Source organism: Pseudomonas sp. DR208 (assembly GCF_019823005.1).
Classification (GTDB): domain Bacteria; phylum Pseudomonadota; class Gammaproteobacteria; order Pseudomonadales; family Pseudomonadaceae; genus Aquipseudomonas; species Aquipseudomonas extremorientalis.
Map to the genome: position 1 here is coordinate 4,447,100 of NZ_CP081944.1, position 19,646 is coordinate 4,466,745.

A 19,646-nucleotide genomic window follows, 5' to 3' on the forward strand; every position below is an offset into this window, starting at 1 on the left:
AGGCTTCCTTGTGTTGAGGGGTTAACCTGCGTTCGCCGCCAAGCTGAGCGCGTGGATCTTGTCGACAATCTGCCGCGAAGCCTTGCGGATCGCCGTCGTTGTGGTGCCTGCAATATGCGGTGTGAGCTGGGCATTGCCGACGCCTGCCAGTGGCGAGTGGAAGCAGTCTTTTTCCAGGGCGAAGGTATCGATGGCGGCTGCTTTTATATGCCTGGGAAACGCCGTCATGAAACTCGCCAACTGCGCTTCATCGACGATGCCGCCGCGCGCGGTATTGATCAGTATCGAACCTTGGCGCATCTGCCTGAACTGGGTCAGCCCAAACAGGCCACGGGTCAGCGGGGTCAACGGTACGTGGATCGAGACCACGTCGGCCTCCCTCAGCAATGCTTCGAGGGTTTGCCGGCGCTCAAGGCCAAGGCTGCGCGCGACCTGGTCGGTAAAGCGTTCCGAACCGGTGGCGATGACCTTGAGACCAAGCGCTCCCGCCTTGCGTGCGACCTCTTGAGCGATGCTGCCCGTGCCGACCACCCCTAGCGTGAGTTCACCGAACTCCAGGCCTGGCGCCAAGGTGCCCTTGGACCAGCATCCCTTGTGCGTTTCAGCGTTGTAGTGGTCCAGGTCCCGGGATAAATACAACGCCTGGGCCAGGACATATTCAGCAACCGCAGCCGCGTTGGCGCCTGGAGTGTTCAGCAGGGTCACGCCACACTGCTGGGCCGCTTGCCGGTCGATATGGTTGACGCCCGTACCGGCTTGAGCGATAGCGCGCAGCGGCGTTGGCAGAGCCGGTGACGCAGCGTTGCGAATCAGTTCGCCCTCAATGGGAATATTCAGGCGCGTCTTGAACACGCTGTACCCTCCGGCCAACATCACGGCCCCCATCAAAGCCTGCCGGTCGTGACCGTTGATCTCGGTGTAGTGAATGCGCTCGCCATAGTGCTCGCGGATACCATCCTTATCAGTGAAATAGTAGAGATTCAGGGTGACGACCAGGCCCAGCGCGAGGAATCGGTCGACTTCCTCGAATAACAACGGCGGGCCGGGTGCATCGAGTATCAGGGTGGTAAATGCCATGCTTGTGATCCTCTTGAACGGCGCACAACCGCGCCGACAGCCAGGTCGCCCCGGCTGTCGGCGGGTGCTTTACCAAGTGAAGTGGCAGGCGCTGTCAGGATCGACCAAGCCTGTATCGGTACTGGCTGCCGCCAGGAACCCACTGTAAAAATCGTTCAGTGAAGAGGCCTTGATAAAGTCTGGGTTGCTTTTGGCATAGATGAGGAACAACCGATAAATGCGCAGGTTTTTCTCTTTGCGGTAGACCTCGGCCTTGAGGCTAGGCCACAGATTGAGCAGGGAGTTTTCCTTGATTTTCCACGGGTCCTGCGGCTCTACGCCGGTGGTGGCCTTGTGCACAAAACGCTTACCCGCCACCACTTCCAGATGCAGGCTGGCCAACAGTTGCTCGCCGGTACCGACAGCTTCGGTGTGCAACGCCTGCGCCAGCGACAGGATGTGCGTTTTCTCTGGAACGCTGCCCGCCAAGGTCAGCCAGGCGCACGTGAGGTCGGTTCGGGCGATGGCGTACGCCATGCCTTTGACATAGCTGCGAAAGCTGTCGTCCTCCGTAAAGGCTTCCAACAATTTCGCCGCGGGCTCATCGGCGAACTGCCCGACCCCGATCAGTTCGCTGTGCAGTCCACTGGCCAAGAGGGCGCGAGTCCAGGGAATCGCACGAATGGCATCCGGCCTGGACTCGAAGACCTTGATATTGAAGAGGCGTGACGGCGGCCGAGTGCCCTTGGCGGTGGCCCTGACCACGTCGAATCGCGCCATGTCCCGCAGCAAGGCTGGCAGCGCCGGATGCTCGAAAAAACGCGACTGGTAGCGGCGCACGACATCGGACCAACGCTGGATCCTGTCGGCGATTACCGCCTCCGAGGGCTGCGTGCGGGGCTCAGCATGCATGCGGTAGAGTTGGCTGAGAAAATTCACCGATTGATTGCGGGTCAACAAATGGCCGCGCATTTCCGCACACCCGGCCAGCATGAATCGGGTTTCCGGTCCGTCCAGGGCGCCGAACTCTTGCAGGGTATCGGCGATCACTCCATTACAACGCGCATGCTCGCCCCCCATGATCACGTGGGTAACCACCTCGATACCGTACCGAGCCGCGATCCGCTGGTGCTGGTGAGCGATAGCCATGTTCAGCTTGTGCATCCCCTTGCCACCCTGCTTGCCAGTGTCGCTGGGGCCGAAGGTGATGTATTGGCGGTTGCCCCGTGATGCCAAGTGCTGCCTGTAAACCGGGCTTTCATAAATCTCATGCACCGTGGCCAGGGTTTGCTCGGCGCCCGCCAGGTCTTCGGGTTGCAGGGCGATGTCGATGCCCTCCCGCACCTGGGCCGCCCTCATCAAAAACAGGACTTCCAGCACACTGAGGCTCGATGTGTACTCGGCGATCCCGTGGATGTTCATGCGGTCGCGATAACGGTCGATCATCTCAAAACGTTCGACCGCATTGCGGGCGTCGTACATGCGAATGTAGCCCGGGTCCTGTTCCATCAATGCGATGTAGTCCTGGCCCTTGTAGCGCAGGGCTTTCTCTTCATAAATCGCAGCGGTGCGCCGCAGGTAGGCCTGCCAGAAATCCGTGGGCGGCTGAACGCTGTCGTCCGCCAGCGCGGCATCAAGCACCGCCCGGCGCTCCCGCTCATCCATGTCACGATAGGGGCGGGATGTGCCTGCGTCAGGATCCTGTTGCCATTGGCTGGAAACAATCTCATCGACCACGCTGCTGAACATCTCGGCGTTTTCGCGGAACTCGATCTCCACATAATGAAAACCAAAGGCCTGCACCCGCAGCAACAACGGGTCGATGCCCGCAGGCTGGGTGAAGCGGATGCTGCTCAGCGCTTCGATCAATTCGGCCGGGGCGGCAAAGGCATCGGCGTGATCCTTGTCCAGTCGGGCACGAATCTCTTCCAGGCGATGCCGTGCGCCACCGTCTTTGATCAGGCTATTGATGTCTGCGATATAACGGCTGCGCAGCGCTGATTCCAGGGCGATAACCAAGGTTTCGGTGTGCTGGTTTGTGTCGTACGGCCGCCCATCCTTGTCGCCATACAACCAGGTGAACACCGTGAGCCACTGGGTCCGGGCCGCCAGACCCAGGGCCTGATAGACATCGGGCAATGCGTCGTACACGCTGTTGGCATAGAAGATCTGCGACTCGATATCGACACCCTGGTTGCCCGACCACACGGCGTTGTACAGCGCCAACAAAATCTCTTGAGTGGCCTGGGGTTTCTTGAGCCCGTGGTCTTCCAGATGCTGGGCGAGTTTTTGCAACACCTGGACAACGGAGTGCTTGAGTTGATCGGTCTCCTTGCACAGCAGGCCCAGGCTGACGTTCACCCTGGACGACCCGGCAAAGGTCGGCGGAGACACAGGGTTATGATTGGCCTGCGAAGAAATATGGGAAGCGACGCCCCTGACAGATACTTCAAACAGCAGTTGCTTGATCAACAACAATTTCCAGAACGCCTCGACGTCTTTACTGGAACGCGACTCAAAGAAGGCCTTGCCCAAGGCGGCGGCCAATTTCGAATCTGCTTTATCCAGATAAGACAGGGTATCGATTTCGGCGTAGATCCTCAGGCAGGCTCGGGTATGCGGACTGTGAGAAACATCATCGGTGCTGGTCTTCAGTGCCTGTTCCAACGCGCGCCACAACACATCATGCACAAGAGCGGGGTGTGTATGGCTGATAGAGGAACGGGTTGACGCATCTTCAAGTATGGAGTTGATCATGTGGTTCATCGGTTCAAGCCTCGATAATTAATACAGATCCCTTGTTTGCACTCCACCGCGTGGGTGGAAGCAAAATCATCAATGTCACAGGCCGAAACCACTGCGTCGCAACGAACGGATATCCCCTGTTCGCCGACAGAAAGCCCCCAGATCGGTACCGAAAAGCGGCAAAAAATCTGAAACAAGTTGTTACACTTCAACTTGAATAAATCATGTCGCCGCTTTTTCGACAAAAGACCTTTTTGGAATAAAACGCGCATAAAAAGATAGCCAGCTTATGAACGGTTTCCCGATCCGACACTGACTATTCTTTTTCAAGCAATTGATTATTAGGGGTTAATGAAGGGAGTCAAAAACGCGGTACGCCCAGAAAGCACTCACGCCGACAGGATGTGCCAGGTCATTCTTAAATAATTCTTCATAAAGGCCTGACCACGTATGCAGCGGACGATCCCGAGCCCTTGGCATCGTGCCCGGCCGCGCAGGGGTGGACTCGGGCTCAAACGACGAGCGCAAATAAGATAGAAAATGACTGTTAATCATTGGGCAAAATAAAGGCGCTCCAAAGAGCGCCTTTATTCATTTCAACTCACTGCTCGCTGATGGATTTCACATCCGCCTTGGCAGCGCCACCAATCGCAATGCGTTTTGGCTTGGCTTCCTCCGGTACCACCCTGAGCAGGTCGATGCTCAGCAGGCCGTTGGAAAGCTGCGCGCCCTGCACTTCGATGTGGTCGACCAGGCGGAACGACAAGCGGAACGCGCGCTGGGCGATGCCCTGGTGCAGGTAGGTGATGCCCTCATCGTGTTCGCGCTTGCCGCCGGCGACGGTCAACACGCCTTTTTCCACCTGGATTTCCAGGTCATCCTCCACCAGGCCTGCGGCCGCAATCACGATACGATAATGATCGTCACCGTGCTTTTCGACATTGTGAGGTGGGTAGGTGGTGCCGGCCTCGCTGCGAAGCGCCGATTCGAAAAGGTCGTTGAAACGGTCAAAGCCGACAGAGTGACGGAACAGTGGGGCCAACGAAAGAGTAGTAGCCATTGCAAAATCTCCTGAGGTTTCTCCAAGTGATTTGATACGCGACCCGCATTCGGCATCGCGTGAAACCTAAGTAGGTTCAGGCTGGAAATTTTCAAGCGGCGCTCACAAAATTTTTTTATCCGACACGATGAGCTCCCGACGAAAGGCTGACACAACGGCGCGCCAGGACCGTCGTGGGGTCAACCAGGGCGACCCGGTGGGCGCCGATCTCGAACGCCTCGCAATGCGCCAGCACCAACGGCAACTCGGTACACCCGAGAATCAACACCTTCGCCCCTTGTTCACACAAATGCTCCGCCGCCAGCAGCAACTGCTCACGGCACACGCCAGCGGTAAACCCCGCCTTGATCCCCCGTTCGCCGTAGATCGCCTCCATCACCAGCGCCTGGTAATCAAAGCCAGGTGTGATGAGTTGCAAGCGGCAGTCTCGCGCGGCCTGGTGGTAGACCTGGCTTTGCAGGGTGCCGGACGTCGCCAGCAAGCCCACGGCCTGGCCGCTGCCGTAGGTCTGCACGATCCACTCCACCGTCTCGCTGAGCATGTTGACGATGGGCACGCGCAGGTGCGCCTGGATGCGTTCGACAAACGCATGGGCGGTGTTGCACGGAATCGCGATGGCCTGGGCGCCGGCGCTTTCCAGGCGTTTGCAGGTGGCGTACAGGGCCAGGGTCGGGTCGGTTTCATCGCGTAGCAGGTTGGCGGTGCGGTCGGGGATCTGCGGGTTCTGTTCCACCACCATCTTGATGTGGTCCTGGTCTTTGCCGGCCGGGGTATGGGCGACCACCTTGCCCATGAAGTCCACGGTAGCCGCCGGGCCGACGCCGCCGACGATGCCCAGTTTGAACGGTGGCTGACGCGCCGAGCCATCGGCCTGGGTGGCGAACTCGGCGTAGATCTGGTTGATGTCGAGGGCGCTGATGCCACGCCGTTGCAGGTCGCCGCAGACCAGCGACAGCTCGGTCATGCCCGGCACAATCACCGTGGCGCCCTGCCCTTGCAGCGACAGGCACGCCTGGTACACCGACTCCAGCGGCACACCGTCAAGGTGGCCGTCCTTGATGCCGTTGACGCCGTACATCGCCTCCATCAAGGCGGCCTGGGCGTGGTCCTCCGGGTACACCAGGTTGAAGTGCTGACCGAGGTGCTGTTCAAACAAGCCGCTGTGACGCACGAAGTCCGATGCGATCACGCCGAGGGTGGTGCCCGGCGCTATTCGACGGGTGATGTGCCGGACCAGCGCGTGCATCATGTCCAGCACGGGAATGCCCAGTTCCTGCTGGATTTCAGCGCGAAAGGTCTGGCTGGCGAAACACGGCAGCAGCACCGCATCCACCCCGGTATTTTCAAAGGTCTTGCATACCTGGAACACATAGAACTTGCGCGCGGTCATGCTCGCGTTACGGTCCAGGGGCAGCAGTACATCCTTGAACGGGTGCTGCTCGAACAGGAAGTGATAGCGCCGCTGGTCCTCCAGCACGGCACGGGACTTGACCAGTTTGTAGAACAGATCGCCGCCCGCCAGCGAACCGAGCCCGCCGACGATGCCCAGCCGGGAGGTGGTTTTCATGCGTGCACTCCCTGCGGCAGTTCAGCGGGTTCTTCCGCGCTCTCGGATTTGGCCACCACCGCCGTGGCGATGCTGTTGCCCACCACGTTGGTGGCGGTGCGCGCCATGTCGAGGAACTGGTCGATACCGATGATCAGCAACAAACCCGCCTCGGGCAGGTTGAACATCGGCAGCGTCGCCGCCACCACCACGACCGACGCCCGCGCCACGCCGGCCATGCCTTTGCTGGTGATCATCAGCGTCAGCAAAATCAGCAGTTGCTGGGTGAAGCTCAGGTCGATGTTGTAGGCCTGGGCGATGAACATGATCGCGAACGCCTGGTACATCATCGAGCCGTCAAGGTTAAAAGAATAGCCCAGCGGCAACACAAAACTGGAGACCCGCTTGGGCGCGCCGAACTTCTCCAGCGCCTCCATGGTTTTGGGGTAGGCCGACTCGCTGCTGGCCGTGGAAAACGCCAGCAGGATCGGCCCGCGGATCAGCTTGCCGAGGGTGAACACCGAGCGTCCGAGAAACAGGTAACCGGCGGCGAACAACAACACCCAGAGCAGGGCGATCCCCAGGTAGAACTCGGCAATCAGCTTGGCGTAATCGGCCAGCAGGCCCAGGCCGTTGGTGGTGATCGCCGAGGCAATCGCGGCGAACACGCCGATCGGCGCAAAAGCCATCACGTAGTCGGTAATCTTGAACATTACCTTGGCCAGCTCGTCCACGGTGTCGGTGATGCGCGTGTAGCCGGCGCGCTTGACCCCGGCCAGGGCGAAGCCGAAGAACAGCGAAAACACCACAATCTGCAGGATCTCGTTGTTGGCCATCGCCTCGGCAATGCTGCGCGGGAATACGTGGCTGGTGAAGGTCTTGAGGCTGAAGTCCCCGGTGTTGACCGGCACCGCTGCCGTCGCATGTTGCACCACCTGCATGTTCAGCCCGGCCCCCGGCTGGAACAGATTGACCAGGGCCATGCCAAGCATCAGCGAGACCAGCGACGCCGTGACGAACCACAGCATCGCACGCAAGCCGATGCGCCCTACCGAGCGCGAACTGCCCATGCTCGCGATGCCGCCCACCAGGGTGGCGAACACCAACGGCGCAATGATCATCTTGATCATGCGCAGGAAGATGTCGGTGACCATCGAAAAGTACCCGGCCAGCGCCTTGGCGGCCTGCTCGCTTCCTGCATAGTGGTGACATGCCCAACCCACCAGCACGCCCAAGACGATGCCAACTGCGATTCGACGGGGGAGTTTGTTCTTCTTCACAGGTGCGGCCCTCAGATGGCTTTTGTTGTATGGAGCGGATTCTAGGGACCCACCCCGGCCGCCATGATGAGTAATCCAGCTAACCCCATGCGCTTTTGGAATAGTTTGCAGAAAGCCCAGCCCAGGCTGCGCGCGGCGGCATACACTCAGGGCTCATCGCCTGGAGAACCGGCATGCAGATCAAATGGTTGGACGACCTCTTGGCCATCGCCGAGTGGAAAAATTTCTCCCGCGCCGCCGAAGTGCGCTGCGTGACGCAATCGGCGTTGTCGCGGCGCATTCGTTCACTGGAAGAATGGGTGGGCGTCGAACTGGTCGACCGTGGCACCTACCCGGTGCAACTGACCGCCGCAGGCGCAGCCTTCTGCAGCGAAAGCCGCGAAGCCCTGGCCGGTCTGATGCGCCTGCGCGCCAGCCTGCGCGAGGTGGAACGCATGCCGGGCCGCTCGATCCAAGTGACCGCCGGCCACAGCCTGTCGATGACCTTCCTGCCCAAGTGGCTGGCGCAGTTCCAGCGCCAGACCGAGCAGTTCAATGCACGGGTGGTGGCGGCGAATATTCATGACGCGGTGATTGCGCTGGAAGAAGGCAGTTGCGATTTGATGATCGTCTACCACCATCCCCTGGCGCCGATCCTGCTGGATGCGCAACGCTTCGGCAGCCTGGCCCTGGGGCATGATGCGTTTATTCCGTTGTGCGCGCCGGACAAACGCGGCCGACCGCTGTATCGCCTGCCGGGGAGCACGGGAAAACCCGTCCCGCATCTGGCTTACACGGCCACCACGTTCCTGGGCAGGGTCGCGGAAATCGTGATCAAGAACGGCCCTGCACCCGCCGTGCTGGAGCGCTGCTACGAAGCCGACATGGCCATGCTGCTGATGCGCATGGCTATCGAAGGTTACGGTGTGGCGTGGTTGCCACAGAGCGCGGTGGTGGATGAGTTGGAGCGTGGGCTGCTGGTGCGGGCGGGTGGCGAGGAGTGGAGTACGCGGTTGGAGATTCGCTCGTACTGCGCGATTGAAAACCAGAACCCGACGATGAGGAAGTTGTGGCGCACGCTCGAAAGGCTGCGCTGACGTCAATGCACCTGCGGCATCGCCATTCGCAAACGCTGGGCAAGTAAATCGGAGAACGCTTGCGCCAGGGCCGTACGGGGAACATCACTGCGAAAAACCAGGCCGAATGAATACGGCAAAACCGGTAGAAAAGGCCGCGTCACGATCGGCAAGTCCAAGAAATCATTGGCCAGCAATTCGTTGATGATGGACACGCCGATGCCCTCGGCGACGAAAGCGCAGGCGGCACCTGCCGAATGCACTTCCATGCGCACGTTGGGAAGAATGGACGCCTGCCGAAACACCTGGTCAAGCTCCGTGCGCAGGTTGCGCTGGCGGCCCAGCAGCACCAGCGGCACACCGCGCAAATCACTCACCTGGATAACGCGCTTTTCGCACAGCGCGTGCGCTTGGGGAAGCACGCATACGCCTTGCACCTGCAACACCGGCACCACGTCGAAGCCCGGCAATTCGGTGGGCAGGCGCACAAAGGCAAAATCGACGCTGCGGTCCAGCACCGCGCGCTCAAGCGCATCGTAGGAACCGGTGACCAGTTCGATAACAAGGTCGTCGCGGCCCTGCATGAATTCGGCAACCACACGGGGCAACCATTGGTGGGTCATGCTGGTGGGCACCGCCACGCGCAGCAGCGCCCGGCCAGCGTGACCCAGGCGCAGGTCGTCGGCCATGCGCTGGACGCGTTGCATGTTGTCGACCAGCCCCGACACCTCCGGCAAAAACGCCTCGGCCTCGGAGGTCGGCGTCAGCCTGCCCTTCCTGCGCAGGAACAAGGCAAAGCCCAGTGACTCTTCGAGCTGGCTGAGCAAACGGCTGATGGCCGACTGGGACAAGCCCATGCGAGTGGCGGCATCGATGGTCGAACCGGTCGACATGATGGCCTGGAACGCTTCCAGTTGTTTGAGATTCACGCTCGGGCTCCAAGCAGACACGACTGGGCGCAGTTTCCGCTGGCAACACCGGCGGCGTCCAGCCTTGCAGCCCTACCAGAGCTTGATGTCGTAGGTCAGGTACAGGCGATTGTAGTCCCAACTGGTGAGCACATTGGAGCGGTACGCCGTGTTGCGAAATTCTGCCCCCAGGCCTTTGAACGTGCCGTCCTGGATCACGTACTTGAGGCTGGTATCCAGCTCGTGCTCATCGGCCGGTTTGCCAGAATACTTGGCGTCGAATCCTTTGTAGTAGCGGATCATGAAACTCAAGCCCGGGATCGCCAGGGCGGAAAAGTCATAGTCGTAGCGCAGCATCCAGGTTTTCTCATCCTCCAGGATGAATTTGCTCACGCCCGGACTGGTAAAGGACGTGGTGGCCGCACCATTCAAATACGGCAATGCGGCGTTACCGGACAATTGCTGATAGCCGCCTCCGAACGTATGCCCGCCGAGCCGATAACTCAAGGAGCCGCTGAACATGTCGGCGTCCGCAGCACCGTTATAGGCCGCCCCCGTTTCAAGACTGTTGTAATAACGCACGTCCGTCGTCAAGTGACCTGGCCCGACAGCCACTTTATGCACAACCCCGAAAAAGTGCTGGCGATAGAAGTTTTCAAGTTCACCGTAGTAATAAGACAGGCTGATGGTTTTATTGAGTGCATACGTACCACCCACAAAGTAAAAATCACCATGCTTCGGACCTTTGTAACCGCTCGGTATCAGATCGACGTTATCGCTGGAGTTACGCAACTTTGATTGATCCAGTCGCCCACCTTGCACAAATAGATGTTCGATACCGGTGTATTCAAACTGCGTACCTTGGAACGTCTGTGGCAGTAAACGCCCATCGTTGTAACTGACCACCGGGTTCTTGGGCAACAACGTGCCCGTCTTCACCACGACATCGGCGAAACGCAGCTTGCCGGTCACGCCTAGGCTGGAAAAATCACGGGCGGCGCGGCCATCATCATGCACTGGCAACAGGCCTGTACCGGCGTGTGCAGGGCTGGAGTCAAGCCTCAGCCCCAGCAGGCCAAGGGTGTCAAGGCCAAACCCGACGGCCCCGGGCGTGAATCCGGAACGCATCGTCAGCAACAACCCCTGTGCCCATTCGACACGGTCGTTGCCGCCGCTGCGGTTGTCATGATTGAAGGCGTAATTACGCAACGCAAGGTGGCCGGTGGAATCCCCGAGGAAACCTTCGGCGCGCACGCTTGATATACCAGGCACCATTAAGCTGGCGCACAAAAGCCCGCCGATCGTTATAAACGCACGCATAGTTAAGCCCTCAGCTGTGTTTTATTTTTTGTGGCAGAGAGTAAGAAAAGTAACTTGACCAAGTATTTCCTGGCCGATGTTCTTCGGTGTTAATGACCTGAATGAGCAAACAACGCTATCGAATTAAAACAGGGGCGACAAGCTTATGACAAAAGCGCATCAGGCTATGACAGATAACCCGACAACACCTTGAAACGCATAGCCCAATACGCGTTCTTCATAACGTTGTGAGGTATTTATGATTGCCCTACTGTGCCGATGTAGCCGTTGGCTATCCCCATAAAAAAAGATGAGAGCACCGCTATGTCATCCACTGCGCCAACAGTCACCGACACCGCGCCACCCAAAAACACCCGCCAACTCAACCCGGCAATCATCTTGCTGAGCATTGTGTTCCTGGCCATGGTGCTGACTTATGTGGTGCGCTCCGGCCAGTTTGAACGCCAAGACGTCCGCGTGATTCCCGGGACCTATCAGGTACTGGAAAAAGACACCTCGCTCAGCCAACTCTTCGCCCTGCCGCCGCGCTCGTCGAATAAAACCGTGGCACAACCGGTATCGCTGGCCGAGACCTTTCTGGCCATTCCCCTGGCCATCGAGAAACGCGCCGGGCTGATTTTCATGGTGCTGTTCATCGGTGGCATGTTTGCCGTGCTGAACAAGACCGGCACCATCGATGCCGGCCTGGACCGGCTGCTCGGTGCCACCAAAGGCAACGTCTACATTCTGGTGCCAACCCTGATGCTCGCATTGTCGGCAGGCAGCACCTTCATGGGGCTGGCGAAGGAATACATCATGTTCGTGCCCGTGATGGTGGCCATGGCAAACCGCCTGGGCCTGCCCAACATCGTCGGCTTGGCAATCGTCGCGCTGGCGGTAAAGACGGGGTACATGGGCTCGATTTCCAACCCCATCGCGCTGTCTGTCGCGCAACCCTTGGTCGGCCTGCCAGTGTTCAGCGGGCTGAGCATGCGCATCGTCGCGTACTTCATTTTTGTCACGCTGGCCGTGGGCTACATCCTGTTCTACATCCGCCGGAGCGGCTTCGATACCTCGGCCACATTTTCCCACTCGGGCAAAAAACTCTCCGTGCGGCACACTCTCAGCCTGATCACACTGGGGGTTGGGGTCGGCTTCCTGGTGTACGCCTCCAACACCTGGCACTGGAAGTACCCCGAGCTGTCCTCGTATTACCTGGCGCTGACCATCGTCTTCGCCGCCATCGCAGGCATGAGCCCGAGCACCACGGCAAGCACCTTTGTCGAAGGCATGAACAAGATGCTCATGGCCGGCGTGCTGATCGCACTGGCCACGGCCGTGGAGTCGATCCTCGCCAGCGGCCAGGTGCTGGACACCATCGTGCACGGCCTGTCGCAGATCATTGGCCAGCACGGCCAACTGCCTGCGGCGTTCGGCATGTTCTTCGCGCAGATGAGCCTGGATGTGGTGATTCCATCCACCAGCGGGCAGGCCGCCGTGACGATGCCGATCTTCGGTCCGCTGGGCCAACTGGCCGGCGTGAGCCCGCAGACCACGGTGTATGCCTTCCTGCTGGGCAACGGCTTGACCAACATGATCACGCCCACTTCCAGCGGCCTGCTGGTACTGCTTGCTGCGGCCAATGTGGGCTGGGTGCAGTGGGCTCGGTTTGTGCTGCCGCTGTTCCTGATCTGCACCGCGGTGGCGTTGCTCCTGCTCGCCTGCGCCGCCCTCACCGGCTATTGAATTCGACTGACCAAGGCTTTGTCATGACCCTCCCTGCATTCGAAAACATGCACATCGTACGCAACCAGATGATCACCCTGCGCGATGGCGTGCGCCTGGCCACCGACATTTATCTACCGCTGGGCAGCGGGCCCTGGCCGGTTGTCATCGAGCGTACGCCCTACGACAAATCCGGCCCCTCACGCTCGGAAAAACGCCTGGACGGGCTGCACCTTACCCGCGAGCAAATGGCCGCAGCTTTTACCGAGCAGGGCTTTGTGGCGATCTTCCAGGATTGTCGCGGGCGTTACCGTTCCGAAGGCGTGTTCACCAAATACATCAATGAAGGCGAAGACGGCTACGACACCTTGCGCTGGATCGTCGAACAGCCCTGGTGCAATGGCCACATCGGCAGCATGGGCCTGTCCTATGCAGCGCACACGCAGATGGCGATGGCCTGCTGCAATGCGCCAGGTCTCAAGACCATGGTGCTGGACTCGGGGGGGTTCGCGAACGCCTACCAGTGCGGCATTCGCCAGGGCGGCGCGTTCGAACTCAAGCAAGCGACCTGGGCCTACAAGCAAGCCCAGCAAAGCGCCGCCGTGCAGGCCGACCCGCAGTTGCGAGAGGCGTTGGCCCAGGAAGATATTCTCGATTGGTTTGCACGCATGCCGTGGCGCCCAGGGCATTCGCCATTGCGCCATGTACCGGAGTACGAAAACTACCTGTTCGAGCAGTGGTCCCACGGGGACTTCGATCAGTACTGGAAGCAACTGGGTATCTATGCCGAAGGTTTCTACGAGCAGATCCCGGACATCCCCGTGTTGTTCATGTCCAGTTGGTACGACGCCTATGTCAGTTGCACGCTGGACAACTTCACGGCGTTCACCGCACGCAAGCAGTCACCTCAACGCCTGATCATGGGCCCGTGGCTACACGGTGACCGCAACATCAGCTACAGCGGCAACGCCGAATTTGGCAACGCCGCGCCTTTCGACGGCAACCTGGGCGAAGACTGGTTGAGTTGCCGAGTGGAATGGATGCAACGCTGGCTCAAACCGACCGACGCCGAACGGAGCGCCACTCATCAGGTCGATGTGTTCCTGATGGGCGGCGGCAGCGGCCGAAAAAATGCGCAGGGTCGGCTGGAGCATGGCGGGCGTTGGCTCAAGTCGCCGTGTTGGCCGCTCGCGGGCAGCCAACAGCTGAACCTCTACCTGACACCACAAAAAGCCCTTTCGCCGCTCGCTCCTGTGGGGCCGCCCAGTTCATTGAGCTACTTCAGCGATCCCGCCCACCCGGTACCGACCATTGGCGGCTCGCTGACATCGGGCGCTCCGGTGTTCGTGGGTGGCGCTTTCAACCAGATCGAAAGCCCGGACTTTTTCGGCACCCGGGGTGACCACTCGGCACTGTGCGACCGAGATGACGTAGTGAGCTTCGAAACCCAACCGCTTGAGCACGACTGGGTGGTCGCCGGCCCGGTGAAAGTCGAACTGTGGGTGCACAGCAGCGCGCCGGATACCGATTTCACCGCCAAGCTGGTGGACGTCTATCCGCCGAGCGACGATTACCCGCAGGGGTACGCCATGAATATCACCGACGGGATTATCCGGTGTCGCTACCGCGACTCGTGGGAACACCCTGCTCCGCTCACGCCGGGAGAGCCCTTCAAGGTGGTGATCGAACCCTTCGCCACCTGCAACCTGTTCAAGCGTGGCCACCGCCTGCGCCTGGATATCGCCAGCAGCAACTTTCCGCGCTTCGATGTAAACCCCAACAGTGGCGAGGCCGAAGGCATGGGCGAGCATCCGCAGGTGGCGCGCAATACCGTGCATATCGGCGCCGGGCATCCGAGCCGTTTGATACTCACGGTCGTGAACAGCGCGCTATAGGAGGCGGATCAAAACTCTGATACATAGCGCAGCCGCAGAACCTGGTCCAGGCCTGGGGCAAGAACGCGAGCTACCACTTTGTGTTCACGCGGCAGAATCGCGGCAAGCTGGATGAGTTGAGTACGTTGGTTGCGCAGGGCCAACTGCGGGCGCATGTAGGGGCGGTCTATGCGCTGGCCGACATTGGACTTGCCCATGCCCGATTGGAGAGTGCTCACAACGGTATCCAAGGAAAATCGCGATCGCCGTCGTGCCCACTCAGGAAGCAACGCCATGATTTACGAGATCGCCGTGCTGCCGGTTCATAAAGAACACATCGACGCGTTCAGGCGGGCCTTTGCCGAGGTGGCGCCGTTGCTGAGCCGTGCCAAAGGCTACCTGGGCCACATGCTCGCGCAAGGGATCGAGACGCCTGAGCGATTCAACCTGATTATGCGCTGGGCATCGCTGGAGGATCACACGCCGGGGTTTGAAGCGAGTGAAGATCATCGGGTGTTTAGGTTGGGACTGGAAAAATACTTTTCGGAGGAGCCGCAGGTTTATCACATTGAGGGGGCGGTTTTGAGCGACTAGAAAAATCCAAGACAAAAAAAGCCTGCATCGCTGCTGGCTTCTTTTTATGTCGCTATCTGGCTCCACGACCAGGACTCGAACCAGGGACCCAATGATTAACAGTCACTTGCTAGCTGTTAGGCGCACTGGGGCCACGACGAAATGTGGCGCAGAAAATAGGTTAGCTGCATAGCGTGGGTCGCATGAATGCGTCACGCCAGGAAAGTTAGTCGGGTTGGGGTGGCTTGTCAAAGCAGGACATTTCAATGACCTGTAGGAAAAGGAGGCGGCGGCAGTCAGCTACCGGATCACCTACAATGCGTGTCTGAGCGGTTCGACCTCCAGATGGCGTTACTTCGAAGTTGTGGCAATTCGTAGCTACAGTACTTAAGGACAGACTATATTTAAAATTACTTAACCACCAAAGAATGGAATCGTGAGCTGACCTCGTTTGCTGACGCCCTATCCAGCAGCCTTACCTACCTACAATGACAGGAGAAAGTCCTTTCAACCGCGTAAAGCCCGTTCGAAGTCATCCAAACTTATAGTTATTGAGAAGTCCTCATCATAAAGTGAGTAAATTTTAACTCCACTTTTCGAAATATGGGTTGCCCAGGCATCGCGGGCCCATTCAGTGGAGACCTCATCCTCTCGCCTCACTGCTCTCAATCTATTCAGGCCCTCATCTAGCCAAGGAATAGTTTCGACAAAAGGTCCCCCCCATCGTCGATCAGTAGGCAAGCAAGAATATCTACATCATCAGGCCCCAACGCATCCGTGCTACACCAAGGTATCGCTACCCCAGTTGATTCTTCCAAAAAAAAAACGAATATTCATCTTATTCCTTACATCAATGGATATACGGTGGTTTTAGGATTTAAATACCCTCTAACTTTTACTCCGCCAGGGGTGGTTCCAGTCGAAATATTACCCACCACTGATTTATTTTTGAATGCGACATCAACTTCTACTTTGATTCTATCTGAAAGTAAATAGGGGTCAGACCCTGAGAGATCCAGATTTATTTTTTGGAAATTAAATAAATCCGTCCCCTTTTCTCTGTTGGATTAGCTTGTCAAAGCGTGGCAAAGCAATGACCAGTAGGAAAAGGAGGCGCACTCTGTCAGCGACCGAGCAATCGTCATGCCTCACTTAACTTCCTGACCAACGTAGCCGCCATTAGCTTCAACGTTCTGCTCTCTGCCTCAAACCTCTCATCTAGAGCGCGTGTGACCTGCGCCCTGTCATGAATGTAGCCAGCCAAAAAAACTGATTCAATTGATTCAATTGCATGAATGACAACCGACTCCTCTTCAGCTTTTAGAAGCGCTAGCAAAACGCGCAACGCCCGCTCATCATTCGAGTCACCGAGAGACTCCGCGCACCGGCCTCGCCAGACTTCAGACTTCGCCAGAAGAATAGATTCAAGTTCGTTCCAGCTTGAATTATCAAACTGAGAGATCTTGGAGACCGCAGCATCAACTCCTACATCCGACCAGTAATCTTCTGACCTTATCGACTTCAGCAGAAAATCATATTCTTTAAACATACATCCCCCATCAGAACTTCGTCAGACCCGAGAAGCAACGGGGACGGACCTATTTAAATTCCGACCTAAAAGCCTCCATAAAAAATCTCAAGGACAATACTCAACGTTATAGCTACTCCCTAACTCAGCCTGCATATCTCTCTTGGGCCAATCCACGCCCATCATTTACATGGCGTACCTTCTCCTGCGGAGAGCAAAATCCAGAGTCAGGAGGATATTCGTCATTGAAAGTGCTTTGATACTCATCATCCCACAGCTTGATTTTATCGCTCAGACTTCGCGAAACAGGTAAGTCTCCGATGTCAACGTGCCCCATTTGATCTGAATCAGGGCAAAATATCGGCCCTGCCATATATTCATTCGCCAGTCTTAAGTTGATCATTCTAAAATCCTACATGTACTTACCTAATTCGCGCGCACTACAAGGCCATTAGTGCTGACTCCTACAGCGATATTTTACTCAATCCCATTATGACTGATACGATACACATTTGCCGAGCCTGCGGTTTCCTACGATCTAAAAACCACCTTTATACAGAGCTTAACAAACCCCTAATACTCGAAGATCATCTATAAAATCTGCGGCTTCTTCCGGCGGCAACTCTTTCAACACAGAGGAAAGGCCAATCTGCTCGATCAGCTTTAAGGCAGCATCCATATGATATTTCTTGACACTCTCGGAAGATCGACCCGCTGAAAGAACAAGGGCTAAAATTTCAAGCATCAATTTCTCAACTGGCAGATCGAAGGAGTTTTCGAGTTCGCTATAGGCAAAGCCTACCTCGCTTTCACCTTCGACCCAAGCGCTTCGATGCCTAAGCTTTACTCTGCAGTAGCTGTAATAACTGCCCAAAAACCAAGCCCTAATTTCAGCGTAAGTCACTCTTTCTTCCATCGCGGAGTATTCCTAGGCAAACGCAACATGACGCCCTGATCCTCGACAACATTCACAGCGAGAAAAAGGGTCAAATTCATATATTAAGAAAATTTAAATCCGTCCCCCTTCCCTCTTCCCTCTCCTTCAAGATATGCCCACTACACCAGACCCAATATCGGCTTGATCTGCTCATTCATTTGTACAAAAGTCTCATAGGACATGCTCGGGTCATCGTTGAGAATTAAATAGACCCCCCCCATCAGCCGTACCGCCTTACGACACTTTCCTACCAATCGTGCAATTACTTCATCAGGACTATAGCCTAGAGCACTCTGACAAAGTTCTGCATCCCAGAACTGGGCAGGATATAGCGTATAGATATTATTGCGCCCATCAACATCTAAAGTTTTGTCCTCACGCAACCGATTATAAACCGCGTTATCATCGCTCAGCCCTCCTTGATAATACAGACCATACAGGTCATAGGATACATGAGCCCTATACCCCTTGAACGCCTCAATCACTTTTGGCAAATACTCATTCACAACAAGCGTATAATCAATAGCCTTATTTGATATTTTAAATCCAAACCGCAAGTGCTCGTCAAAGGAGGCTCTATCTTCATATATGTATCGATCACCACGATACGCATAGTCCCCCACACACCGGAGCCCTCTGATGGGAAGTTTAATCGTATAGGTTGCAACCAATCCGTCGCCGCAACTCGGGGTAGCCGGAAGCTCAAGACCTGCAAATCCTAAAGGAGCACCAATCCGAGACATTCTATCCATGACTTCAGCATGTCGCTGATTTATAGATTGAGCTTTATCAGGGCGCGCATAAAACCATAACTCTATATCTGCTGCACTCATGGAATTCTTGTCCTAGTACTAACAATGTTATCATAACCATTGGACCGAATGAACGCTTTAGCCTATACCTCAACTTTTTGATTCGAAAACTCATATAAAACTTTATATCCGGGATTCTTGACTCCCCAGGGTCAGACCCCATTAACCGCATGCCCCACACGGGCGTTATAACTTGACCATGGATAATCTACTGCATCAGCTACCATGCAGGCACGTACTGGATTCAGTTCAATATACCGACAGCACGCAAGCAAATAATTCGCTGTTTGTACCAAACTTGATTTATATCGACTCTCCCATAACGTACCTGTACGACCCTCTAACTTTTTTCGATATCGAGTAGCCCGAGCGGCAAGCACCTTGATTAACTGCCCTAGTCCCGCCACTGATTTGCCTAGTGCCACTAACAAATGGACATGATTTATCGTCAAACAATAGACATATAGTTTTATTCCAAATGCGTTCTTGAGCTCTCGGAGGTCGCTCACATAACGCTGGCAATTTTCTTCAGCAGCAAACACCACGCTGTACAACGTGATGCGGATAGTCTGCCGAAACGATGCGTCCCATTCTGGGCATAGGTAACCTCCTTTCTTAAAAAATTACAGCCTAGCAAATGGATAAAAAATAAATCCGTCCCCTTTTCGCTCCCATTCAGCGATTAAAGGAAACTAGCTACAATACGAAGACATCAGAGCTTTTGCTGTTTTACCTTCTACTGAGGAACCCGCTGCCAACTCAGCTAACGTATCCTTCGAAATAAAATTTAAATCCAAATACTCATTAAATTCTTCATTTAGCGCTGAATCCCTTACAGCAATTACACCAAATTCCTCATATGCACTTTCAAAGACGATCCAATCGCATGCGCTATCGCATAGAATAATTGGATAACCAACCGCGCCATCAAAAAAACTTTCAAACCGTTTATTCAACCAAAAAACGTCTCTCTCCAAATCACTTCCATCGACAGAAAAACAAGTTTTTTCCAATGCTTCACCTCCTGAAAACTTTATAAATACATCTGACTTAAAACTGGAAACACTCTTCAAGATCAACCCGACACACACATCAACATAACACAACAATGGTCTCTCAAAGAACCAAAACGAAAGCCCTCCACTAGTAAACACTTTCATCGGCAGATCTTTATTAAAGTCAATAATACCTGTCAACCTATCAAGGAAAAAAGTCAATTCTAAATCTTCAACTCTAGAAATAGCCATC

General features: G+C 56.3%; 16 protein-coding genes, 1 tRNA gene and 2 pseudogenes. 5 read left to right on the top strand and 14 right to left on the bottom strand.

Annotated features, from left to right (window positions below; all coding sequences use genetic code 11):
- Positions 1 to 21: 21 nt before the first annotated feature.
- The 5 genes from K5K89_RS20030 to K5K89_RS20050 all read right to left on the bottom strand — a co-directional run bounded on the left by K5K89_RS20030 (position 22) and on the right by K5K89_RS20050 (position 7,687).
- Positions 22 to 1,077: an NAD(P)-dependent oxidoreductase gene (locus K5K89_RS20030; protein ID WP_222540126.1), complete on the bottom strand. Its 1,056-nt coding sequence runs from the start codon at positions 1,075 to 1,077 to the stop codon at positions 22 to 24.
- 69 nt (positions 1,078 to 1,146) lie between these two features.
- The gene (locus K5K89_RS20035; RefSeq protein WP_261400726.1) at positions 1,147 to 3,813 is read right to left on the bottom strand and encodes a phosphoenolpyruvate carboxylase; all 2,667 of its coding nucleotides are present in this window, start codon (positions 3,811 to 3,813) and stop codon (positions 1,147 to 1,149) included.
- Between the two features lie 589 nt (positions 3,814 to 4,402).
- Complete coding sequence (locus K5K89_RS20040; RefSeq protein ID WP_071490189.1) at positions 4,403 to 4,861, bottom strand: Hsp20 family protein; 459 nt, start codon at positions 4,859 to 4,861, stop codon at positions 4,403 to 4,405.
- Positions 4,862 to 4,976: 115 nt separating this feature from the next.
- A complete protein-coding gene (locus K5K89_RS20045; protein ID WP_222540128.1) occupies positions 4,977 to 6,428 on the bottom strand; it encodes an amino acid racemase in 1,452 nt (483 codons plus the stop codon).
- The gene (locus K5K89_RS20050; RefSeq protein WP_222540129.1) at positions 6,425 to 7,687 is read right to left on the bottom strand and encodes a dicarboxylate/amino acid:cation symporter; all 1,263 of its coding nucleotides are present in this window, start codon (positions 7,685 to 7,687) and stop codon (positions 6,425 to 6,427) included. Before K5K89_RS20050 ends, K5K89_RS20045 begins: the two co-directional genes overlap by 4 nt.
- Before the next feature lie 173 nt (positions 7,688 to 7,860).
- Here K5K89_RS20050 and K5K89_RS20055 point away from each other — a divergent pair, with 173 nt between their 5' ends.
- Complete coding sequence (locus K5K89_RS20055) at positions 7,861 to 8,763, top strand: LysR substrate-binding domain-containing protein (RefSeq protein WP_222540130.1); 903 nt, start codon at positions 7,861 to 7,863, stop codon at positions 8,761 to 8,763.
- A gap of 2 nt (positions 8,764 to 8,765) precedes the next feature.
- On the opposite strand, the gene K5K89_RS20060 is transcribed toward K5K89_RS20055, so the two are convergent.
- Both K5K89_RS20060 and K5K89_RS20065 read right to left on the bottom strand, forming a co-directional pair.
- On the bottom strand, positions 8,766 to 9,671 hold the full coding sequence (locus K5K89_RS20060) for a LysR family transcriptional regulator (protein ID WP_092250611.1): 906 nt from the start codon (positions 9,669 to 9,671) through the stop codon (positions 8,766 to 8,768).
- A gap of 72 nt (positions 9,672 to 9,743) precedes the next feature.
- Positions 9,744 to 10,970: an OprD family outer membrane porin gene (locus tag K5K89_RS20065; protein WP_409996279.1), complete on the bottom strand. Its 1,227-nt coding sequence runs from the start codon at positions 10,968 to 10,970 to the stop codon at positions 9,744 to 9,746.
- A gap of 303 nt (positions 10,971 to 11,273) precedes the next feature.
- On the opposite strand from K5K89_RS20065, the gene K5K89_RS20070 reads away from it, so the two are divergent.
- The 4 genes and pseudogenes from K5K89_RS20070 (at position 11,274) to K5K89_RS20085 (ending at position 15,142) form a co-directional block, all read left to right on the top strand.
- Complete coding sequence (locus tag K5K89_RS20070; protein WP_078049506.1) at positions 11,274 to 12,695, top strand: YfcC family protein; 1,422 nt, start codon at positions 11,274 to 11,276, stop codon at positions 12,693 to 12,695.
- Between the two features lie 47 nt (positions 12,696 to 12,742).
- Complete coding sequence (locus tag K5K89_RS20075; protein WP_222541734.1) at positions 12,743 to 14,569, top strand: CocE/NonD family hydrolase; 1,827 nt, start codon at positions 12,743 to 12,745, stop codon at positions 14,567 to 14,569.
- A gap of 23 nt (positions 14,570 to 14,592) precedes the next feature.
- Positions 14,593 to 14,846, top strand: a pseudogene (locus K5K89_RS20080) (zinc-binding dehydrogenase); the annotation flags it as partial.
- Positions 14,843 to 15,142 (top strand): antibiotic biosynthesis monooxygenase family protein, encoded by a 300-nt coding sequence (locus K5K89_RS20085; RefSeq protein WP_222540132.1) that lies wholly within the window; start codon positions 14,843 to 14,845, stop codon positions 15,140 to 15,142. The pseudogene K5K89_RS20080 and the gene K5K89_RS20085, both read left to right, overlap by 4 nt.
- A gap of 57 nt (positions 15,143 to 15,199) precedes the next feature.
- On the opposite strand, the gene K5K89_RS20090 is transcribed toward K5K89_RS20085, so the two are convergent.
- From K5K89_RS20090 to K5K89_RS20120, 7 genes and pseudogenes are all read right to left on the bottom strand, one after another.
- Positions 15,200 to 15,272 (bottom strand) — tRNA-Asn (locus K5K89_RS20090).
- Between the two features lie 990 nt (positions 15,273 to 16,262).
- Positions 16,263 to 16,670 carry a HEAT repeat domain-containing protein gene (locus tag K5K89_RS20095; RefSeq protein ID WP_222540133.1) on the bottom strand — a complete coding sequence of 136 codons (408 nt, stop codon included), beginning with the start codon at positions 16,668 to 16,670 and terminating at the stop codon, positions 16,263 to 16,265.
- Positions 16,671 to 16,794: 124 nt separating this feature from the next.
- Complete coding sequence (locus tag K5K89_RS20100) at positions 16,795 to 17,052, bottom strand: hypothetical protein (protein ID WP_222540134.1); 258 nt, start codon at positions 17,050 to 17,052, stop codon at positions 16,795 to 16,797.
- A gap of 159 nt (positions 17,053 to 17,211) precedes the next feature.
- Positions 17,212 to 17,553: an Imm2 family immunity protein gene (gene imm2 / locus K5K89_RS20105; protein ID WP_222540135.1), complete on the bottom strand. Its 342-nt coding sequence runs from the start codon at positions 17,551 to 17,553 to the stop codon at positions 17,212 to 17,214.
- Positions 17,554 to 17,705: 152 nt separating this feature from the next.
- On the bottom strand, positions 17,706 to 18,419 hold the full coding sequence (locus K5K89_RS20110) for a hypothetical protein (protein WP_222540136.1): 714 nt from the start codon (positions 18,417 to 18,419) through the stop codon (positions 17,706 to 17,708).
- 158 nt (positions 18,420 to 18,577) lie between these two features.
- Positions 18,578 to 18,998 (bottom strand): annotated as a pseudogene (locus K5K89_RS20115) (transposase); the annotation flags it as partial.
- Between the two features lie 92 nt (positions 18,999 to 19,090).
- A complete protein-coding gene (locus K5K89_RS20120; protein WP_083351490.1) occupies positions 19,091 to 19,645 on the bottom strand; it encodes a hypothetical protein in 555 nt (184 codons plus the stop codon).
- Position 19,646: the final 1 nt, after the last annotated feature.